Raw genomic sequence first — 18,763 nt, forward strand, 5'->3', positions numbered from 1 at the left:
CACGTGGAAGACGGAGAAGGTCACCCCCACATGAGCGAGAAGTCTAATCAGCACACCGACCTGAACTGGCTGCTCGACGAGCTGGTCAGCCGGACGGTCGGGGTCCAGCACGCGGTGGTGCTCTCCGCTGACGGGCTGCTCATCGGGCGTTCCAAGGCGCTGTCCAAGGACGACTCCGAGCACCTGTCGGCGATGGCATCGGCCTTCCAGAGCCTGGCCCGCGGTACCGGCAGGCACTTCGGCGGCGGCGCCGTGCGGCAGACCGTCGTCGAGATGGAGCACGCGTTCCTCTTCGTCACCGCCGCCGGGCGGGGCGCCTGCCTCGCGGTGCTCGCCGAGGAGAACGCCGACGCCGGCATGATCGCCTACGAGATGAACCTGCTCGTGAAGCAGGTCGGTGTGTACCTGAGTTCAGCTCCCCGGTCAGAGCAGGCTGCGGCCAACGGCGCGTCGAGGGCGTGATGTGATGTCCGAACCAGATGACCGATGGTTCGACGAGGCAGCAGGTCCCCTGGTCCGCCCGTACGCCATGACCAGGGGCAGAACTCGCCCCGGGAACACCGATCTCGACCTGGCGACCCAGGTCGTGACGGTGTGGACCGAGAACGACTCGGGCTCGCTGAGTCCGGAGCACCAAGCCGTCATCGAGCTGTGCCGCACCCCGTTATCGGTCGCGGAGGTCGCCGCGTACGTCGATGTCCCGCTGGTCGTGGTGAAGGTCCTGCTCAGTGACCTGATCGAACGCGGGGACGTGGTGGCGAGAGCGCCGCGGATGGCGAACAACCTGCCGGACCGGAATCTACTTCAGGCGGTGCTTGATGGTGTCCGTAGAATCTGAGGCCCAGGGAGCCGCGATGGTCATCCCCACCTCGGTCAAGGTCCTCGTCGCGGGCGGTTTCGGCGCCGGCAAGACGACGATGGTCGGCTCGGTGAGCGAGATACCCCCGCTGAGCACCGAGGAGCTGCTCACCGAGGCGAGCACCGACGTCGACGACCTGGTCGGGGTCGAGGAGAAGACGACCACCACGGTGGCGCTGGACTTCGGCCGCATCACGATCAACGCGGAAATCGTGTTGTACCTTTTCGGCACCCCCGGCCAGAATCGTTTCTGGTTCATGTGGGACGAGCTGGCGAATGGTGCCATCGGGGCGATCGTGCTCGTCGACACGCGTCGGCTGGACAGCAGCTTCCCGTCGGTCGACTTCTTCGAGCGGCGGAAGATCCCGTTCATTATCGCGGTGAACTGTTTTGACGACGCGTATCGATACCAGGTCGACGAGGTGCGCAGCGCATTAGCTCTGAGCGAGGATATTCCGGTGCTCATGTGCGATGCACGGGAACGCGAATCCAGCAAGCAGGCGTTGGTCAGCTTGGTGGAGCACGCAATGAGCCGAGCGCCCATGTCGGTGGACGAAGTAGTCTAATACCAGAGTAGTACCGCGTGTTCGAGCGCGGGTTCGGATCGCGACTGAGCTCAGGGCGACGACCACACCGGGTGACGATGTCCACCGGTCGGACCGTCGCCCTGAGCCCTGTTTGCCGCAGGACGGTAGCCCAGTTGCTTGCAGAGTGATCCCACGCGGAGTAGCGCCGCCATCCGGTCGACTAACTCGAATAGCGTACTACTCCCGCTTCGCCAGGACGCTTCACCCGCACGGCGGTACACTGTGTAACATTACCGCTCCTCACTCAATCACCAAGTAAGCGGTAGAAGCAAGATCATTTCTCCCTGTAGATTGACTGGCTGTGCGGGCGGCATGCTGGACAAATATCGGGGCAGGTGAGGGACATGAGCTCTGTTTCTTTGCGCGATTATGCTGCAGTCCGACTGAATGAGCTGTGTCGGGCAGTGGATTTCCCAGGGCCGCGCGACGAAGCGACGAGACTCTTTCAGGAAATTCTGGGCCCCGGCGGATACAACTCGATCTCCGATGATCCGCGGTGGGGATCGGACGTCTCCGACGACCGGACGCCGTTCGAGTTCTCCGTGGCATTCGACTCCGATGGCACCCCGACGATCCGGATCCTCATCGAGCCGACGGCGGAGCACCCCAGCAACCTCGCCAACATGGAAGTCTCGAAACGAATATTGCAGGCACTCTCGAACCGACTGGACTTCTCCCTGGACCAGTTCACGGCCATTCAGGACCTCTTTCTTCCGGAGGACCCGCAGGGCAAATTCGCGATGTGGTACTCCCTGGTGTTACGGCCGAACACGCCGCCCTCTTTCAAGCTGTACTTCAATCCCGAGGTGCGCGGGCACTGCAACGCTCCGGCGCTGGTGCGCGAGGGCTTCCAGCGCCTGGGCTTCCCCGCCGCCTACGAGACGGTCCTGCGCCACGCCGGCAGGCGAGGGCACCACCTGGACAGCTACTCCTTCTTCACCCTCGACCTCCGGCAGCACGTGCGGCCCCGGGTCAAGGTCTACGTCTCGCACCACATGGCCGAGGAGCCCACGGTGCGCCGCGCCGCGGAGGCCGTGCCCAACGCGGACCCCGACCAGGTGGTGGAGTTCTGCCGGGTCTCCGGCGGTGGCACAGGGCTGTTCGCGCACCGGCCGCTGATCTCCAGCTACTCCTTCGTCGAGGGCGACACCGACCGGCCCAGCGTCTACACGCTGTACGTGCCGATACGGGACTACGTCAACAACGACGAGGAGGCCAGGAACCGGGCCGCCGAGCTGATGACGCGGATGGACCTGGACCCCGCGCTGCTGGACCGGGCGCTGGAGGCGGTCGCGCGGCGGCCGCTGACCGAGGGGGTCGGGATGATCCCGCACCTGTCGCTGCGCCTGGGCTGGCCCAAGCCGGGGTTCACCGTCTACCTCTCCACCGAGGCCTTCGCGGTCTGCCCGCCCCGGCGATCAGCCCTGGTCTCCTGACCGCTGTCCCCGTCCGCCCGCCAGCCAGCACCGCCAGCAACCACGAAGGGGCAGCGCACCCATGCCGATCATGGAGCCGTACCGGATCAAGGTCGTGGAGCCGATTCCGATCACCACCCCGGAACAGCGGCGCCGGGCCATGGAACGGGCCGGCTACAACCAGTTCAACCTGAGCGCTGACGAGGTCACCATCGACCTCCTCACCGACTCCGGGACGAACGCGGTCTCGGCGGCGCAGCTGGCGGCGGGCATCGACGGGGACGAGACCTACGCGGGTTCCCGGTCCTGGCACCGGTTCCGGCAGGCGGTCGGCGACCTGATGAACTACGAGCACATCCTCCCGGCGCACCAGGGCAGGGCGGCCGAGCGCATCCTGTTCACCGCCCTGCTCAAGCCGGGCCAGATGTCGGTCAGCAACACCCACTTCGACACCACCAGGGCCAACGTCGCGCTGCTGGGCTGCGAGCCGAGGGACCTGCCGTGCCGGGAGGCCGCGGACCTGGACAGCCCGGCCCCGTTCAAGGGCAACATCGACCTGGACGCGCTGCGGGAGGTGCTGTCCGGGCCGGAGCGCGAACGGGTCGGCCTGGTGCTGATGACGGTGACCAACAACGGCGGCGGCGGGCAGCCGGTGTCCATGGCGAACCTGATCGCCACGCGTGAGCTGTGCAGGCAGTTCGGGGTGCCGCTGTTCCTCGACGCGGCCCGGTTCGCGGAGAACGCGTGGCTGGTGACGCAGCGGGAGGAGGGCTACCGGGACCACACCCCCCGCCAGGTCGCGCAGGCCATGTTCGCGCTGGCCGACGGGTGCGTCGCGAGTCTGAAGAAGGACGGGATCGCGCACATCGGCGCGGTGCTGGCGTTCAACGACGACCGGCTCGCCGACATCTGCCAGCTGCACGTGATCGCCTCGGAGGGCTTCCTCACCTACGGCGGGATGACCGGGCGGGACCTGGACATGCTGGCGCAGGGACTGGCCGAGGTCACCGATCCGCTGTACCTGCGGGCCAGGGCGTCGATGACCGAGTACCTGGCGGAGGTGGTGGACGCGGCGGGCGTCACGATCGTGCGTCCACCCGGTATCCACGCCCTCTACCTCAACGCGGGCAGGCTGCTGCCGCACCTGCGGCCCGACCAGTTCCCCGGGCACGGGCTGGCCTGCGAGCTCTACCTACAGGGCGGGATCCGGTGCGCCGAGCTGGGTTCGCTCTACCTCGCCGAGATCGACGACGACGGCACCGTGCGCAACAGCCCGCCCCACGAGCTGGTGCGGCTGGCGGTGCCGAGGCGGGTCTACACGCAGACCCACCTGGAGTACGTCGGCGAGGTGCTCGCGAAGATCGCGAAGCACCCGGAGCGGGTTCCCGGCTACCGCCTCACCAAGAACCCGCAGGTGCTCCGTCCCTTCCACTGCCGACTTGAGCCGATCACGAGCTGAACCCGTTTGCTCACAAGGGTTTCACGCGCGCTTGGTCGCGGCGAACAGGCCGACGGTGAACACGCCGGCGTCCCGTGCCGCGTCCAGCGCCACCTTGCCCTTGCGGAAGAACTCACCCTCGGGACCCTCGTAGTTGGTCCACTGTGGACGCTCCCCGTCCGGGGTGCTGCCCCAGCACTTGACGCCCTCGAACAGGTCCCGCGCCAGCGTCACGTCGAACCCGGCCTCGGTCATCATCTCGCGGTACTTGTCGACGGTGCCGTGCCAGGCGATCCGGTAGTACTCGTTCACGCCGCTGATCGCGCCGAGGATCTGCTCCTCGGTCTGGTACTCGCCGAACGGCCGCTGCAGCCAGTCCAGGCCGACGATGCGCCCGCCCGGCTTGAGGATCCGGTACGCCGCCCGGAAGAACGCCGCCTTGTCCGGCAGGTGGCAGACCGACTCGTAGAAGATCACCGCGTCGAGGCAGGCGTCCGGGAAGGCGACCAGCGTCTTGTAGTCCTCGTCGCCGATGGTGAAGAAATTGACCTTGTCGGACATGCCGGTCTTCTCGGCGAGCGCGCGGGCGCGGGCGCTGAGCCCCTCGTTGTTGCACAGCCCGACGAAGTTGCAGGAGGCCACCTTGGCCATGTAGACGGTCTCGCCGCCGACCCCGGAACCGAAGTCGAGCGCGTAGTCCCCCGGCTTGAGGCCCGCGAGCGCGACGACCTGCTCCTCCAGCTCCTGGGCCGCGGCCAGGCCCGTCAGGCCCCGCGCCTCGGCGGCCGGATCCGCGTGGTGCCAGGTGTGTCCCATGATCGATTCGTAGCAGTGGACGGCGTTATCATAGAACTCGCGAACCAGCTGTTCGTGACTCATTTCGTCTCCTGTCGAACGGGTGGCGGCGGCGCCGGATCATGATGTCGGTCCGGCTGTCGCGGAGGCAATCACGGTGCGGCGCGGGGAAGACCGCGGCGGGCCAACGGCCCTGGCAGCACCGTAGCCACGGTGATGTCTCATGTACCCGATAGGGTGATCCGTCGCGCTACCAAGGAGGCGGCATGCCGAGCAAGTCCACCCTGCCTGTCGGCCAGCCCTGCTGGGCGGAACTGCCGACGGCGGATTCCGCGGCGACGCAGGAGTTCTACCGCGCCGTGCTCGGCTGGGACTACGAGGTCCGGCGCGACGACCACGGCGCGGACTACACGGTGGCGACCCTGTTCGGGGAGCCGGTCGCCGGGCTGCGCCCGCACGACGGGCCGGTGCGCGACTGGACGCTCTACCTCGCCGTAGCCGACCTCGCCCGGGGCGCGCACCAGGTGCGGCGCTTCGGCGGTTCGGTGCTGGAGCAGCCGCAGGTGATCCCGGGACTGGGCGCGAAGGTGCTCGTCGACGATCCGAGCGGGGCCACGGTCGGGCTGTGCCAGCCGGCGCGGGACTGGAACTTCACCGTGGGGCTGCCGGGTTCGCTGGTGTGGGCCGAGCTGATCACGCCGCGGCCGACGCTGGCGGACCGGTTCTTCGGCGCGGTGTTCGGCTACGAGCAGCGGCAGGTCGCCGACGGGGTCCGGGTGGACCACGTGGTCTGGTACGTCGAGGGCGAGTCGGTGCTCGCCAGGGTCCGGATGAACCTGGACAGCGCGGAACCCGTGCCGCCCAGGTGGATCGCGCACTTCGCGATCGACCCGGACGTCGGGTTCGACGAGACCCTGGACCGCGCGCGGGCCGCGGGGGCGCGGCTGCGGTTCAAACCCTACGGCTCCACCATCGGCAAGGTCGTCGTGCTCGCCGATCCGCTCGGCACCAGGTTCGCGTTGATCGACCCGGGCCAGGCCGTCGACGAGTACGACTCACCGGCCGAAGATCCCTACGACGACTAGGCCATGTCCTGCGAACCCCGCCCGCACTCCGCACACCACGTAAACTGTGCCCATGCCCCGCACCCGCCCGCTCACCCCCTCCTCGGCGGGCGCCGTCTAGAGAACCCCGTTTCGTACTCATAACGGGAAAAAGAGCGCTCCAAAAACCCGTTTTGAGTACGAAACGGGAGTTTGGGCTGCGGTGGTGATGTTGCGTGTGGAGGGCTTTGGCCGCGATGTGGGTCCACAGCGGGACAGCGGGGGCCGTGATTGTCAGGGCGGCGGCATAGGTTCGGCGCCATGACGGATCAGGTGGTCGAACTCCGGCAGTACACGTTGCGGCCCGGGACCAGGGACGCGCTCATCGAGCTGTTCGACCGGGAGTTCCTGGAGACCCAGGACGCCACGGGCATGCGCGTCATCGGGCAGTTCCGGGACGAGGCGGACCCGGACCGGTTCGTCTGGCTGAGGTCGTTCCCGGACATGGCCAAGCGCGAACGCGCGTTGAGCGCCTTCTACGGCGGGCCGGTGTGGGCCCAGCACCGCGACGCCGCGAGGGCGACGATGGTGGACACGGACAACGCACTGCTGTTGCGGCCGGTCGGCGAGGGATTTCCCTTATCTGACAGGCCAGTTCCCGGCTCGACAGCGCCGCCGGAGAGCAGGTTCCTCGTCACCATCCACTACGGCGAGGAGCCCTTCAGGGACTCCTACGCCGACGAGCTGGGTTACCGGCCCATCGCGTGCTTCCGCTCCGAGTACGCGGCGAACACCTTCCCCGCGCTGCCCGTGCGCGAGGGCGAGCACGTGTTCGTGACCGTCGAGCGGTTCGCCGGGGTTCTCCGTGGTGGCGAAGGAAAGGAGGAGCTGGTGCTGCGGCCGACCTCACGGTCCGGCCTGCGCTAGAAGAACGACATCCAGTGGGCCCAGAACGCCTGGCCGACGAGCAGCACGATCATCAGCAGCCAGGTGGTCACCACGGTGCTGTGGAAGCGCACGAGCAGCGGCGTGCGCAGCCCGAGGTAGCCGCGGTCCAGGTTGTGCACGGTGGTGTACCAGAAGACCGGGATGGTCACCGCCCACACGACCATGCAGTACGGGCACAGCGCACGGATGTCGTACAGGCTCTGGATGATCAGCCAGTGCACGAAGAGGACGCCGAGGGTCGCGCCCACCTGGAGGCCCAGCCACACCCAGCGCGGTAGCCGTGCGCCCGCGAGCAGCACGACGCCGAGGGTGGTCACCACCGGGAACGCGATCACGCCCAGCACCGGGTTGGGGAAGCCGAACAGCTCCGCCTGCGGCGAGCGCATGACCGAGCCGCAGCTGAGCACCGCGTCCACCGTGCACGACGGAATGTGGAAGGGGTTGGCCAGCAGGAGGAACTTCTCGACGACCAACGCGAACGAAGCGGCGGTGCCCAGCACGCCGCCGACCGTCAGCACCCACGCGATGAGGCGGGTCGACAGCACCGGGCCGTCGTCTTCGGCTGTGTAGTCCGTGTCGATGTCGGCGTCGTCGTCACTGGACCTGGCGTGGGCTTTGTCGTGAGCCCCGGGCCGGGCGCTCATCGGCCCGCCAGCGCGGTGTCGATGGCGGCGCGGAGGTCCTGCACCGAGCGCGGGGTGATCTTGGCTCCGTTGATGTAGAAGCTCGGTGTGCCCTCGACGCCCGCCGTGGCGCCGTCGGCCTGGTCCTTGGCGATGCGAGCGGCGGTGGCGGGGTCGACGACGGCGGCCTTGAACTTGGCAACGTCCAGGCCCAGTTCGGCGGCGTAGCCCTCGAAGACGCCCGCGCGGGACTCGGTGGTGTGCCCCCAGCTCTCCTGGTTCTCGAACAGCTTGAGGTACATCTGCTCGAACTTGCCCTGCTGCGCGGCGGCCTCCGCGGCGCGCGCGGCGTTGTGGGAGTTGGGGTGGCTGTCGATCGGGAAGTAGCGCACCACGTAGGTGAGCTTCCCGGCGTACTCCTTGCGGAGCTGCTCGACGGCGGGGAAGGCGGCGGCGCACGCCTCGCACTCGAAGTCCAGGAACTCCACCATCGTGGCCTTGCCGTCGGCGGCGGAGGAGATCTTGTGGCTGTCGGGGCGGACGAGCACGTCCATCGGCACCCTCGGCACCTCGGAGGTGGTCGGCGCGCCGCCGCTCACCTGGGGCGACCCGCCGCGGGGGATCAGCACGAAGGCGGCGACAGCGATCACCACCGCCGCGACTACGCCGAGGGTGATCTTGGCGTTCTTCGTCATCGTGCCGACTCCTGTACGTGGGCTGTCCGCGCCCTGTCTACCTGGGCACCTGTCAAGGCGAGGTGATGTCGCGTCCCACCCTGTCACGTCAACCTGGGCTGACTTCATCCCGCTCGTCAACCTAGGTTGACGAAAGGAGGTGGTTCGTCGTGCTGGTCGACGTGCGAGGGCGGGCGTTGTGCGCCCGGATTCGGGGGAAAGGGCCTGCGGTCGTGCTCGACTGCGGAGGGGCCGGAGCCGGGGTCGACGGCGGCTGGGGGCCGGACCTGGAAGCACTGCTCGCCGAGAGCCACACCGTCGTCTCCTACGACCGCGCCGGGTCGGGGCAGTCCGGTGGGGATACGCCCGGCACGGTCGCCGAGATGGCCGATGATCTCCGGGAACTGTTGCGGGGGTTGGAGATCCGGTTGCCCGCGGTCTTCGTCGGCTGGTCCTTCGACGCGCTGGTGACGCAGGTCTTCGCCACTCGCCACCCCGAGGACGTGGCCGGGCTGGTGTTCGTGGACCCCACGCCCACCGGGCAGCGACCGGGGTCGAAGGCGTTGCAACGGGCCGGGTTCGCCGTGACTCCCCTGCTGCTCCGGATGAGCCCGCGGACCAGGGAACTGGGGCGGGCGCTGCGGCACATGCGGGAGAACATCGCCGAGGCCACGGAGGTGGTGGAGCGGAACGGGCTGCCCGCCGTGCGGCTGCGGGTGCTCGGGGCCGGTGTGCGGCCTCGGCTCCCCAGGGCTCAGGCGGAGTTCCAGGAGCGCAGCCTGCGGGAGCTCGCCGCGCGCTCACCGCTCGGGGAGTTCGTGCTCGTCGAGGACGCCAGTCACCACATTCCCTTGGAGCGCCCCGAAAGCGTGGTCGAGGCGGTGCGCTGGGCGCATTCGGGTTGACCTCGCCCCTGGGGCGAGCCGCAGACTGCGTTCATGACTGATGCGTACTTGCTGGCCGGGAGGTTCGGCGCGGCGGCGCGGTTGTCACCGAAGGCCCTGCGGCTCTACGCCGAGCAGGGGCTGCTGGTGCCTGCCCGCGTCGATCCGGCCACCGGTTACCGCTACTACGCGCAGGAGCAGGTGCCGCGCGCTCGGCTGATCGCGCGGTTGCGCCAGCTCGGGCTGCCCGTCGCCCGGATCGCCTGGCTGGTGACGCTGCCCCCTGAGGCCCTGGTCCTGGAGCTGCGGGCGTGGCTGCGAGCGCAGGGCGAGCGGCTGGCCGAGCAGACCGAGATCGTGGAAGCCGTGGCCCGCCACGCCGAGGGCAGGCCGTCCGCCGCCGTCGTGGTGCGCGACGTGGCGGCGAGCAAGGTGCTCTACCGGCAGAAGGTCATCGACGTCACCAAGCTGGACACCGTCATGGCCGAGGCGGAGCGCGACCTGCGCGCGCACCTGAGGGCGCACGGGGTCGACGCGGACGGACCGATGAACGTGCACTTCCACGATGAGCTCACGCGGGACAGCGAGGGCCGTGTCGAGGTGTCGATCGCCTACGCGGGCAGCGTCGAGCCCGCGGCGGACCTGTGCATCCGATTCCGGCCCGCACTGCGCGAGGCCTACATCCCCGCGTCGCAGGAGGATGCGGCGTTCCCCCAGGTACTGCGGTTGTACGACGCGGTCGAGACCTGGTTGGACGGCCACGGTCTGACCAGTGTGGACAGTCCATATGAGATCTATCCCGGCACCGGCGGTGCCCCGTTCGACGTCACCTACCCCATCAACCCCTAGGAATGTCCCGTCATGACGCACTTTCCGTATGTCGGCTCCGGCCCCTACTGCTACAGCAACTCCTTCGCGATGGTGTTCGGTGCCGACGCGCCGTCCACCGCCGTGATCGAGACCGCGACCGGCAGCCCGTTCGGGATGCAGCTGGTCAACGGGAACCTGCCGTTCTTCGACCCGTGCGGCTGGACCCCGGAAGCGGGTTTCGACGGCGCTCTCACGGCGCTCGGGTGGTCCTCGACCACGGTTCGGGCCACCGACGCGGGCGAGGCGCTCAGCCTGCTCCGGGAGTCCCTTGTGGACGGTCCGGTGTGGGTCGGCCCCGTCGAGATGGGGCACCTGCGGCACCAGCCCGACATGACCGGGCCGATCGGGGCGGACCACTACGTCGTCGTGATCGAGGTGGACGACGAGCGAGTGCTCATGCACGACCCGCAGGGCTTCCCGTACGCGTCCTTGCCGCTCGATGACTTCGTCGAAGCGTGGCGGATCGAGGAGGTCGGCTACGGCAAGCCTTTCACCATGCGAACCGGCTTCACCAGGATCGCCGAAGTGTCCGAAGTGGACGCGATCAGGGCTTCCGTGCCGATCGCGGTCCACTGGTTGTCCCAGGGAGACAACGGTGCCGCCGCCGAAGCGCTCGCCGATCTGGTCGAAGCCGGGGAGCACCCGCGCGAACACCTGATCCACTTCGCCGTGCGCGTGGGGGCCAGGCGGGTCGCGGACGCGGCGACCTGCCTGGCGCGCACCGGACTCATCAGGGCGTCCCGGATCCTCGGCGAGCAGGCGCGGCTCATCGGATCGACGCAGCACCCGCTGGTCGTCGGCGATCACAAGCGGGCCGCCGACGCGTTGCGAGCGCTCGCGCCGACCTACGACGAGCTGCTCACTGCTCTTCCAAGTCCCCTTCAGTACTGAGGTAGATCTCCTGGAGCGCGGCGAGGGTGGCCTGTTCCGGGTGTTCCCACATGCCCCGGTTCGCGGCTTCCAACAGGCGCTCGGCGATGCCGTGCAACGCCCACGGGTTGGACTCGGTGAGGAACTTGCGGTTCTCCTCGTCCAGCACGTAGGTCTCGGTCAGCTTCTCGTACATCCAGTCCGCGACAACGCCTGTCGTGGCGTCGTAACCGAACAGGTAGTCCACTGTGGCCGCGAGCTCGAACGCGCCCTTGTAGCCGTGCTTGCGCATCGCTGCGAGCCAACGGGGATTGACCACGCGGGCACGGAAGATCCGGGTGGTCTCCTCGCTCAACGTCCTGGTGCGCACCGCGTCCGGCCGCGTGCTGTCGCCGATGTAAGCCGCGGGGGCCTTGCCGGTGAGCGCGCGGACCGTGGCGATCATGCCGCCGTGGTACTGGAAGTAGTCGTCGGAGTCGGCGATGTCGTGTTCGCGCGTGTCGATGTTCTTGGCCGCCACCGCGATCCGCTTGTACGCGGTCTCCATGTCCGGCCGTGCCTGCACACCGTCGAGTTCGCGGCCGTAGGCGTAGCCGCCCCACACCGCGTACACCTCGGCCAGATCGGCGTCGTCGCGCCAGTTGCGGCTGTCGATCAGCGGGAGCAGACCCGCGCCGTACGCGCCCGGCTTGGACCCGAAGATCCGCATCGTGGCGCGGCGGTCATCGCCGTGCGCCGCCTTGTCGGCGAGCACGTGGGCGCGGACGAAGTTCTGCTCGGCGGGCTCGTCCAGTTCCGCGACCATCCGCACCGCGTCATCGAGCAGTCCGACCACGTGCGGGAACGCGTCGCGGAAGAAGCCGCTGATGCGCATCGTGACGTCGATGCGCGGGCGGTCCAACTCCGCAAGCGGGATCACTTCGAGGCCGGACACGCGGCGCGACTGGTCATCCCAGACCGGCCGGACACCAAGTAGCGCAAGGACTTCGGCGATGTCGTCGCCAGCGGTGCGCATCGCGCTGGTGCCCCAGATCGACAGGCCGACCGAAGGCGGCCACTCGCCGGTGTCCGCGCGGTAGCGGGCCAGCAGGGAGTCGGCCATCGCCTGGCCCGTCTCCCAGGCGAGGCGGCTCGGCACCGCCTTCGGGTCGACCGAGTAGAAGTTGCGGCCGGTCGGCAGCACGTTCACCAGGCCGCGCAACGGTGATCCGCTCGGGCCCGCGGGCACGTAGCCGCCGTCCAGGGCGTGCAGAACCATGTCCAGCTCGTCGGTGGTGCGGGCCAGCCGCGGCACCACCTCCACCGCCGCGAAGGTCAGGATCTCGGTGATCTGGTCGTCGGCGCGGCCGAGCACCTCGCGCGTGACGCGCACCGCGGCCGACGCGTCCCACTGCGCGTTCTCCATGCCCTGCACCAGGTTGCGCGCGGTCTCCTCCACCGCGTCGGTGCCGGTCCTGGACGCGCTGCCGTCCTCGACGAGCCCCAGTGCCTCGCGCAGCCCCGGCAGAGACGTTGCGCCGCCCCACATCTGGCGGGCCTGGAGCATCGCCAGCACCAGGTTCACCCTGGCCTCCCCCTCTGGGGCCTGGCCGAGCACGTGCAGGCCGTCGCGGATCTGCACGTCCTTGACCTCGCACAGCCAGCCGTCGACGTGCAGCAGGAACTCGTCGAACTCCGCGTCGTGCGGGCGATCGGCCATGCCGAGGTCGTGGTCGAGCTTGGCGGCCTGGATCAGCGTCCAGATCTGCGCGCGGATCGCGGGCAGCTTCGCCGGGTCCATCGCGGCGATGTTGCCGTACTCGTCGAGCAGCTGCTCCAAGCGCGCGATGTCGCCGTAGCTGTCCGCGCGGGACATCGGCGGCACCAGGTGGTCGACGAGTGTCGCGTGGGCGCGGCGCTTCGCCTGGGTGCCCTCGCCGGGATCGTTGACCAGGAACGGGTAGATCAGCGGCAGGTCGCCGAGCGCCGCGTCCGGGCCGCACCCCGCCGACATGCCGACCGTCTTGCCCGGCAGCCACTCCAGGTTGCCGTGCTTGCCGACGTGCACCACCGCGTCCGCGCCGAAATCCTCGGTCAGCCAACGGTATGCGGCCAGGTAGTGGTGGCTCGGCGGCAGGTCCGGATCGTGGTAGATGGCGATCGGGTTCTCGCCGAAGCCGCGCGGCGGCTGCACCATCACGACGATGTTGCCGGTGCGCAGCGCGGCCAGCACGATCTCGCCATCGGGGTCGGCGGAGCGGTCGACGAACAGGTTTCCTGGTGCGGCGCCCCAGTGCTGTTCCATCTCCTCGCGCATGTCCTCCGGCAGCGTCCCGTACCAGGCTCGGTAGCGGTCGGCGGGCATCCGCACCGGGTTGCCGGTGAGCTGTTCCTCGGTCAGCCAGTCCGCGTCCTGGCCGCCCGCCGCGATCAGCGCGTGGATCAACGCGTCACCGTCGAGCGCGGCCAGGCCCGGCAGCGCGTCGAGACCGTCCAGCGGGCCGACGTCGTAGCCGCGCTCGCGCATCGCGCTGAGCAGCCGGACGACGCTGGCCGGGGTGTCCAGGCCGACCGCGTTGCCGATGCGGGAGTGCTTGGTGGGATAGGCCGACAGCATGATCGCGATGCGCCGTTCGGCGGGCGGGATGTGCCGCAGCACTGCGTGCCGGTACGCGATCCCGGCCACCCGGCGGGCGCGCTCGGGATCGGCGACGTAGACCGTGAGGCCGTCCTCGTCGATCTCCTTGAAGGAGAACGGGACCGTGATGATCCGCCCGTCGAACTCCGGGACCGCCACCTGCGTCGCGGTGTCCAAAGGGGACAGTCCGTCGTCGTTCTCGTCCCACGCCGCGCGGCTGCTGGTGAGGCAGAGCGCTTGCAGGATCGGCACGTCGAGCGCCGCGAGCGCGCCGACGTCCCACGCTTCCTCATCGCCTCCCGCGGACGCGGCGGCGGGCTTGGTGCCACCGGCGGCCAGGACCGTGACGACCAGCGCGTCCGCTTTGCCCAGTTCTTCAAGGAGTTCCGGCTCTCCTGAAGATCCGCTTGCGGGATCGAGCATCTGCAGAGTGCGCAACGACGAACAATAAATCGGCAGCGCGCGGGCTCCGGCTTCCTCGACCGCATCGCACAACGTGTGGACGAACGCTGTGTTTCCCGCCACATGGTGAGCGCGGTAGTAGAGGACCGCGACGGTGGGGCCTTCTTGTGCGCTTTCTCGTTCCAGCGGTCCCCAAGTCGGCGTCGGCGCGGGCGGCGCGAAGCCGAAACCGGTCAGCAGCACGGTGTCGGAGAGGAACTTGTGCAACTCGGCGAGGTTCGCCGGGCCGCCGTGCGCGAGGTAGGCGTGGGCCTCCGCGCAGACTCCGCCGGGCACCGTGGACAGCTCCATCAGCTCCGCGTCGGGGGCCTGTTCACCGCCGAGCACCACCACGGGAACCGCACCGGCCAGGAGTGCGTCGAGACCCTCTTCCCAGGCCCGCCGACCGCCGAGGATGCGCACCACCACCAGGTCAACGCCCTCGACCAACCCCGGGAGATCGTCGACATCGGTCCTGGCCGGATTGGCCAGCCGGTAGTCGGCGCCGCTGGCGCGGGCCGACATCAGGTCTGTGTCGGAGGTCGACAACAACAGCAGCACAGGACACGCTCCGCTCCCCCGGGGTCCTCGCCCCGGCTCATGTGGGCACAGCGCTACTGGAGTTCCTGGCTCCTCTTCTCAGAGTCACAGTGGCGGGACCGCGCCGGACTTCCACCGGCTTCCTCCGCGTAGCGCTGTTCGCCGTGACCATACTCGGCAAGTAGCATCCGCCGGGTGCCAGCCGACGCCCCAGCCGACCGCTCGCGCCGGGACGCCTGCCCCGGCGCGGTCACCGTGCACGGCGCGGCAGACGGCGGACTCGCGCGCATCCGGGTGCCGGGCGGCACCATGACCGCGCCCCAGTTCCACGCGGTGTTCGCGGCGTCGGCGGCGCTCGGCGACGGGCAGCTGGAGCTGACCTCGCGGGCGAACATCCAGATCCGCGGGCTGCGGCCGGGGGCGGAGGCGAAGCTGGCCGAGCGGCTGCGCGAGGCCGGGTTGTTGCCGTCGCTGAGCCACGAGCGCGTGCGCAACATCATCGCCTCGCCGCTCGGCGCGGACCAGCCACTGGTCGACGAACTGGACCGGGAGCTGTGCTCGTGGCCGGAGCTGGCCGATCTGCCCGGTCGCTTCCTGATCACCGTGGACAGCCAGGGCGACGTGAGCGGGCTCGGCGGGGACGTCGGGCTGGCGCGTGTGGGGCCGGACTGGGCGCTGCTGCTGGCGAGCCAGGACACCGGTGTGCGGGTGCCGGAGAACCAGACCGTGACCACCGTGATCGCCGCCGCGCAGGCGTTCCTGGTGGAGCGCAGGCGGCAGGGTTCGGCCGCCTGGCGGCTGCACGAGCTGACCGAAGGGCCGCAACGGGTCCTGCAACGGCTGGCCCTGCCGGTCACTCGGCGCAGGCTGATGGTCCGGCCCGCCGTGCCGCTGCGGACCGGCTTCGCGACGCCGAGAACGCTGGTCGTCGGCGCGCCGCTGGGCAGGCTCGACGCGGCGCAGTCCCGGGAGCTGTTGCGCGCGGCGGGGCCGACGCTGCGGCTGACCCCGTGGCGCAGCATCGTGCTGCGCGGGGTGGAGCCGTCGACGGTGGTCGGGCGCGACCTGATCATCGACCCGAACTCGCCCTGGCACGGCGTGACTTCGTGCGCTGGGATGCCCGGCTGTGTGAAGGCGGTCGCCGACGTGCGCGCGGATGCCGCCGCCTGGCTGCGCGAGCGGCCGGAACCGAGTGCGCAGCGGGTGCACTGGTCGGGTTGCTCACGTCGGTGCGGCCGCCCGCAGGGGCAGGTGATCGACGTCGTGGCGACCGACGAGGGCTACGAGGTCAACGAGAAGCTGGCCCCTGACACGGCCGCCGCGCTCGCAGCGGCCAGGAGGAACACGTGACCGGGTACATCAAGGACGGTGCGGAGATCTACCGCCGGTCCTTCGCGACCATCCGCGCCGAGAGCGATCTGAGCGGGCTCCCGGAGGACGTGGCCCGGGTGGCGGTGCGCATGATCCACGCGTGCGGGATGACGGACCTGGTGCAGGACATAGCTTTCTCGCCGCGCGTGGTCGCCGACGCACGGGCAGCGCTGCGTTCAGGGGCGCCGATCCTGTGTGATGCCAACATGGTCGCGGCCGGAGTTACACGCAAGCGGCTGCCCGCCGACAACGAGGTGCTGTGCACCCTGCGCGATCCGCGCGTGGCTGATTTGGCTTCGTCGTTGGGAAACACACGCAGTGCGGCGGCGCTGGAGTTGTGGCGTGACAAGCTCGAAGGCGCCGTGGTGGCGATCGGCAACGCGCCGACCGCGCTGTTCCACCTGCTCGACATGATCGCTCTCGGAGCGCCCCGTCCGGCCGCGGTGCTGGGCATGCCGGTCGGCTTCATCGGGGCGGCGGAGTCGAAGGAAGCATTGGCGGACAACGACTTGGGGCTGGAGTACCTGGTCGTCCGTGGTCGACGCGGTGGCAGCGCGATCACCGCGGCGGCCCTCAACGCGATCGCGAGCGAGGAAGAATGAGCGGGCGGTTATACGGCGTCGGAGTCGGTCCGGGAGACCCGGAACTGGTGACGGTGAAGGCGGCGCGGCTGATCGGCGCGGCGGACGTGATCGCCTACCACAGCGCCCGGCACGGTCGCAGCGTCGCTCGCGCGATCGCCGAGCCCTACTTCCGCGGCGACCAGATCGAAGAGCAGCTGGTCTACCCCGTCACGACCGAGGAGACCGACCACCCCGGCGGCTACCAGGGCGCGATCGACGAGTTCTACTCATCGTGCGCTTCGCGGCTCGCCGCGCATCTTGAGGCGGGCCGCGACGTTGTCGTGCTGGCGGCCGGTGATCCGTTCTTCTACGGCTCCTACATGCACATGCACAAGCGGCTCGCACATCGTTTCCCCACCGAGGTCGTTCCCGGAGTGACCTCGGTGAGCGGTGCTTCGGCGGAGCTGGGCCGACCGCTGGTGGAGCGGGACGAGACGCTGACCGTGCTGCCCGGCACCCTGCCGACCGAGGAGCTGGCGGAGCGCATCGCCGCCACCGACTCCGCCGCGATCATGAAGCTGGGTCGTACTTTCGAGAGCGTTCGGTCCGCTTTGGACACTGCGGGACGGCTCGGCGAAGCCTGGTACGTGGAGCGCGCCACCACGGGCAAGCAGCGCATCTCACCGCTTGCCGACGTTGATCCGTCGACGGTGCCGTACTTCTCGATCGCGATCCTGCCGAGCAGAGATCCATCCACTGTGGACGCTCGACCGTCCGGCGCTGGCGAGGTCGTGGTGGTCGGGCTCGGCCCGGCCGGTCGCGAATGGATGACTCCGGAGGTCCAGGCCGCACTCGCGTCCGCCGACGACCTCGTGGGTTATGTCACCTACATCGACCGCGTGCCAACGAATCCACGCCAACGCAAGCACGCCTCGGACAACAAGGTCGAGGCGGAGCGCGCGGCGTTCGCGCTCGATCTGGCCAAGCGCGGTTCGCGGGTCGTCGTTGTCTCGTCGGGTGACCCCGGCGTGTTCGCGATGGCCAGCGCGGTGCTCGAAGTGGCCGGCGAGGAGCAGTTCGCCGATGTGCCCGTGCGCGTGCTACCCGGGCTCACCGCGGCGCAGGCGGTCGCGAGCCGCGTGGGCGCTCCGCTCGGCCACGACTTCTGCGTGCTCTCGTTGTCGGATCGGCTGAAACCGTGGGAGATCATCGCCGAGCGGCTGACGGCGGCGGCACGGGCGGACCTGGTGCTGGCGATCTACAACCCGGCTTCGCGGAGCCGGACGTGGCAGGTGTCGCGGGCCCGGGACCTCCTGCTGGAGCACCGGTCGCCGGACACGCCGGTGGTGATCGGCCGCGATGTCGGCGGGCCCGCGGAGTCCGTCCGCGTCGTGCGCCTCGCCGAGCTCGATCCGTCCACAGTGGACATGCGCTGCCTGCTGCTGATCGGGTCCTCGGCGACCCAGGTTCGCGACGGGGTGGTGTTCACTCCTCGCCGTTATCCCGCATGAGCCACTCGCGGGCTTCGGCCACCGTTGCCACTTCGGCAACCCCCTCCGGCAGCGGCGGGCGACGGAGAACGACCACGGGCAGGCCGAGGTGACGCGCCGCGACGAGCTTCGCGGCCGTCATCGGGCTACCGCTGTCCTTGGTGACGATCACGTCGATCTTGTGCTCGCGGAGCAGATCGATCTCACCGTCCACAGTGAACGGTCCGCGATCGAGGACCACGTGCGTCCGGCTCGGTTGGTGATCAGGCGCATCGACCGAGCGGACGAGGAAGAACTTGTCCAGCTCGGCGAAGGCGTGCAGGTCGCGGCGGCCCGTGGTGAGGAAAACCCTGTCCCCCAAGGGTTGCACGACGTTCGCGGCTTCTTGGATCGAGTCCACCCAGTGCCAGCGGTCGCCGGGTTCCTCGGCCCACCCCGGTCTGCGGAGCACCAGGAACGGCAGCCCGAGCCGCGTGGTGGCTTCGGCCGCGGACGCGGTCATCGTCGCCGCGAACGGATGCGTGGCGTCCACCACGGCATCGATGTGGTTGTCGGCGAGCCAGGCGGCCAGTCCCTCCACACCGCCGAACCCGCCCACGCGCACTTCGCCGACCGGGAGCTTCGGCTCGCGGACGCGTCCGGCGAGGGAGGAGATCACCCGCAGGCCCGGGCGCAGCTCCTCGGCGAGCCGCCTCGCTTCCCCGGTCCCGCCCAGGACCAGCACGGTTCTCGTCAC

General features: G+C 69.4%; 18 protein-coding genes and 1 riboswitch. Of the genes, 13 read left to right on the plus strand and 5 right to left on the minus strand.

All coding sequences use genetic code 11. The annotated features are described in order from the left end of the window. Positions 1–30 precede the first annotated feature (30 nt). The 5 genes from NLX83_RS24915 to NLX83_RS24935 all read left to right on the plus strand — a co-directional run bounded on the left by NLX83_RS24915 (position 31) and on the right by NLX83_RS24935 (position 4,319). Complete coding sequence (locus NLX83_RS24915) at positions 31–462, plus strand: roadblock/LC7 domain-containing protein (protein ID WP_030431546.1); 432 nt, start codon at positions 31–33, stop codon at positions 460–462. A 4-nt stretch (positions 463–466) separates the two neighbouring features. Continuing rightward, complete coding sequence (locus NLX83_RS24920; protein WP_030431547.1) at positions 467–838, plus strand: DUF742 domain-containing protein; 372 nt, start codon at positions 467–469, stop codon at positions 836–838. Beyond that, entirely contained in the window at positions 819–1,424 is a 606-nt protein-coding gene (locus tag NLX83_RS24925) for a GTP-binding protein (RefSeq protein ID WP_254237579.1), read from the plus strand. The genes NLX83_RS24920 and NLX83_RS24925 overlap by 20 nt, the downstream gene beginning before the upstream one ends. A gap of 365 nt (positions 1,425–1,789) precedes the next feature. Continuing rightward, positions 1,790–2,881, plus strand: coding sequence for a tryptophan dimethylallyltransferase family protein (locus tag NLX83_RS24930; protein WP_305884199.1), 1,092 nt, complete (start codon positions 1,790–1,792; stop codon positions 2,879–2,881). Between the two features lie 61 nt (positions 2,882–2,942). Continuing rightward, a complete protein-coding gene (locus NLX83_RS24935; RefSeq protein WP_254237581.1) occupies positions 2,943–4,319 on the plus strand; it encodes a tryptophanase in 1,377 nt (458 codons plus the stop codon). Positions 4,320–4,340: 21 nt separating this feature from the next. On the opposite strand, the gene NLX83_RS24940 is transcribed toward NLX83_RS24935, so the two are convergent. Next, complete coding sequence (locus NLX83_RS24940) at positions 4,341–5,177, minus strand: methyltransferase domain-containing protein (protein WP_256564369.1); 837 nt, start codon at positions 5,175–5,177, stop codon at positions 4,341–4,343. A 182-nt stretch (positions 5,178–5,359) separates the two neighbouring features. Here NLX83_RS24940 and NLX83_RS24945 point away from each other — a divergent pair, with 182 nt between their 5' ends. Both NLX83_RS24945 and NLX83_RS24950 read left to right on the plus strand, forming a co-directional pair. Continuing rightward, positions 5,360–6,178: a VOC family protein gene (locus NLX83_RS24945; protein WP_254237583.1), complete on the plus strand. Its 819-nt coding sequence runs from the start codon at positions 5,360–5,362 to the stop codon at positions 6,176–6,178. Positions 6,179–6,457: 279 nt separating this feature from the next. Continuing rightward, positions 6,458–7,063 carry an NIPSNAP family protein gene (locus tag NLX83_RS24950; RefSeq protein ID WP_254237584.1) on the plus strand — a complete coding sequence of 202 codons (606 nt, stop codon included), beginning with the start codon at positions 6,458–6,460 and terminating at the stop codon, positions 7,061–7,063. On the opposite strand, the gene NLX83_RS24955 is transcribed toward NLX83_RS24950, so the two are convergent. Both NLX83_RS24955 and NLX83_RS24960 read right to left on the minus strand, forming a co-directional pair. Beyond that, positions 7,060–7,728 (minus strand): vitamin K epoxide reductase family protein, encoded by a 669-nt coding sequence (locus NLX83_RS24955; protein ID WP_254237585.1) that lies wholly within the window; start codon positions 7,726–7,728, stop codon positions 7,060–7,062. The two genes, NLX83_RS24950 and NLX83_RS24955, sit on opposite strands and share 4 nt — an antisense overlap. After that, complete coding sequence (locus tag NLX83_RS24960) at positions 7,725–8,402, minus strand: DsbA family protein (protein WP_254237586.1); 678 nt, start codon at positions 8,400–8,402, stop codon at positions 7,725–7,727. Before NLX83_RS24960 ends, NLX83_RS24955 begins: the two co-directional genes overlap by 4 nt. A 149-nt stretch (positions 8,403–8,551) precedes the next feature. On the opposite strand from NLX83_RS24960, the gene NLX83_RS24965 reads away from it, so the two are divergent. Genes NLX83_RS24965 through NLX83_RS24975 form a run of 3 tightly spaced genes read left to right on the plus strand, consistent with a single transcriptional unit; the run spans position 8,552 to position 11,026 of the window. Further along, complete coding sequence (locus NLX83_RS24965; protein WP_254237587.1) at positions 8,552–9,286, plus strand: alpha/beta fold hydrolase; 735 nt, start codon at positions 8,552–8,554, stop codon at positions 9,284–9,286. Positions 9,287–9,319: 33 nt separating this feature from the next. Continuing rightward, complete coding sequence (locus NLX83_RS24970) at positions 9,320–10,114, plus strand: MerR family transcriptional regulator (protein WP_254237588.1); 795 nt, start codon at positions 9,320–9,322, stop codon at positions 10,112–10,114. Positions 10,115–10,126: 12 nt separating this feature from the next. After that, on the plus strand, positions 10,127–11,026 hold the full coding sequence (locus NLX83_RS24975) for a hypothetical protein (protein ID WP_254237589.1): 900 nt from the start codon (positions 10,127–10,129) through the stop codon (positions 11,024–11,026). Here the strand turns inward: NLX83_RS24975 and cobN are convergent. Then, positions 10,995–14,624, minus strand: coding sequence for a cobaltochelatase subunit CobN (gene cobN, locus NLX83_RS24980; RefSeq protein WP_254237590.1), 3,630 nt, complete (start codon positions 14,622–14,624; stop codon positions 10,995–10,997). The two genes, NLX83_RS24975 and cobN, sit on opposite strands and share 32 nt — an antisense overlap. Positions 14,625–14,683: 59 nt before the next feature. Continuing rightward, positions 14,684–14,749, minus strand: a riboswitch (cobalamin riboswitch). A gap of 49 nt (positions 14,750–14,798) precedes the next feature. Here cobN and NLX83_RS41970 point away from each other — a divergent pair. Genes NLX83_RS41970 through NLX83_RS24995 form a run of 3 tightly spaced genes read left to right on the plus strand, consistent with a single transcriptional unit; the run spans position 14,799 to position 18,048 of the window. After that, entirely contained in the window at positions 14,799–15,953 is a 1,155-nt protein-coding gene (locus NLX83_RS41970) for a hypothetical protein (protein ID WP_254237591.1), read from the plus strand. Further along, positions 15,950–16,576, plus strand: a complete 627-nt coding sequence (locus NLX83_RS24990; protein WP_254237592.1) for a precorrin-8X methylmutase — start codon at positions 15,950–15,952, stop codon at positions 16,574–16,576. The genes NLX83_RS41970 and NLX83_RS24990 overlap by 4 nt, the downstream gene beginning before the upstream one ends. Beyond that, entirely contained in the window at positions 16,573–18,048 is a 1,476-nt protein-coding gene (locus tag NLX83_RS24995) for a precorrin-2 C(20)-methyltransferase (protein WP_254237593.1), read from the plus strand. Before NLX83_RS24990 ends, NLX83_RS24995 begins: the two co-directional genes overlap by 4 nt. Here the strand turns inward: NLX83_RS24995 and NLX83_RS25000 are convergent. Beyond that, complete coding sequence (locus tag NLX83_RS25000; protein WP_254237594.1) at positions 18,023–18,763, minus strand: cobalt-precorrin-6A reductase; 741 nt, start codon at positions 18,761–18,763, stop codon at positions 18,023–18,025. The genes NLX83_RS24995 and NLX83_RS25000 overlap by 26 nt on opposite strands.

The sequence above is a fragment of the Allokutzneria sp. A3M-2-11 16 genome (assembly GCF_024213555.1).
Lineage (GTDB): Bacteria > Actinomycetota > Actinomycetes > Mycobacteriales > Pseudonocardiaceae > Allokutzneria.

Bases quoted from the DNA above. Each gene is read 5' to 3' on its own strand.
- NLX83_RS24920 (WP_030431547.1), top strand. From the start codon at position 467: ATGTCCGAACCAGATGACCGATGGTTCGACGAGGCAGCAGGTCCCCTG.
- NLX83_RS24945 (WP_254237583.1), top strand. From the start codon at position 5,360: ATGCCGAGCAAGTCCACCCTGCCTGTCGGCCAGCCCTGCTGGGCGGAA.
- NLX83_RS24940 (WP_256564369.1), bottom strand. From the start codon at position 5,177: ATGAGTCACGAACAGCTGGTTCGCGAGTTCTATGATAACGCCGTCCAC.
- NLX83_RS24960 (WP_254237586.1), bottom strand. From the start codon at position 8,402: ATGACGAAGAACGCCAAGATCACCCTCGGCGTAGTCGCGGCGGTGGTG.
- NLX83_RS24995 (WP_254237593.1), top strand. From the start codon at position 16,573: ATGAGCGGGCGGTTATACGGCGTCGGAGTCGGTCCGGGAGACCCGGAA.
- NLX83_RS24950 (WP_254237584.1), top strand. From the start codon at position 6,458: ATGACGGATCAGGTGGTCGAACTCCGGCAGTACACGTTGCGGCCCGGG.
- NLX83_RS24935 (WP_254237581.1), top strand. From the start codon at position 2,943: ATGCCGATCATGGAGCCGTACCGGATCAAGGTCGTGGAGCCGATTCCG.
- NLX83_RS24930 (WP_305884199.1), top strand. From the start codon at position 1,790: ATGAGCTCTGTTTCTTTGCGCGATTATGCTGCAGTCCGACTGAATGAG.
- NLX83_RS24970 (WP_254237588.1), top strand. From the start codon at position 9,320: ATGACTGATGCGTACTTGCTGGCCGGGAGGTTCGGCGCGGCGGCGCGG.
- NLX83_RS24925 (WP_254237579.1), top strand. From the start codon at position 819: ATGGTGTCCGTAGAATCTGAGGCCCAGGGAGCCGCGATGGTCATCCCC.
- NLX83_RS24975 (WP_254237589.1), top strand. From the start codon at position 10,127: ATGACGCACTTTCCGTATGTCGGCTCCGGCCCCTACTGCTACAGCAAC.
- NLX83_RS24915 (WP_030431546.1), top strand. From the start codon at position 31: ATGAGCGAGAAGTCTAATCAGCACACCGACCTGAACTGGCTGCTCGAC.
- NLX83_RS24955 (WP_254237585.1), bottom strand. From the start codon at position 7,728: ATGAGCGCCCGGCCCGGGGCTCACGACAAAGCCCACGCCAGGTCCAGT.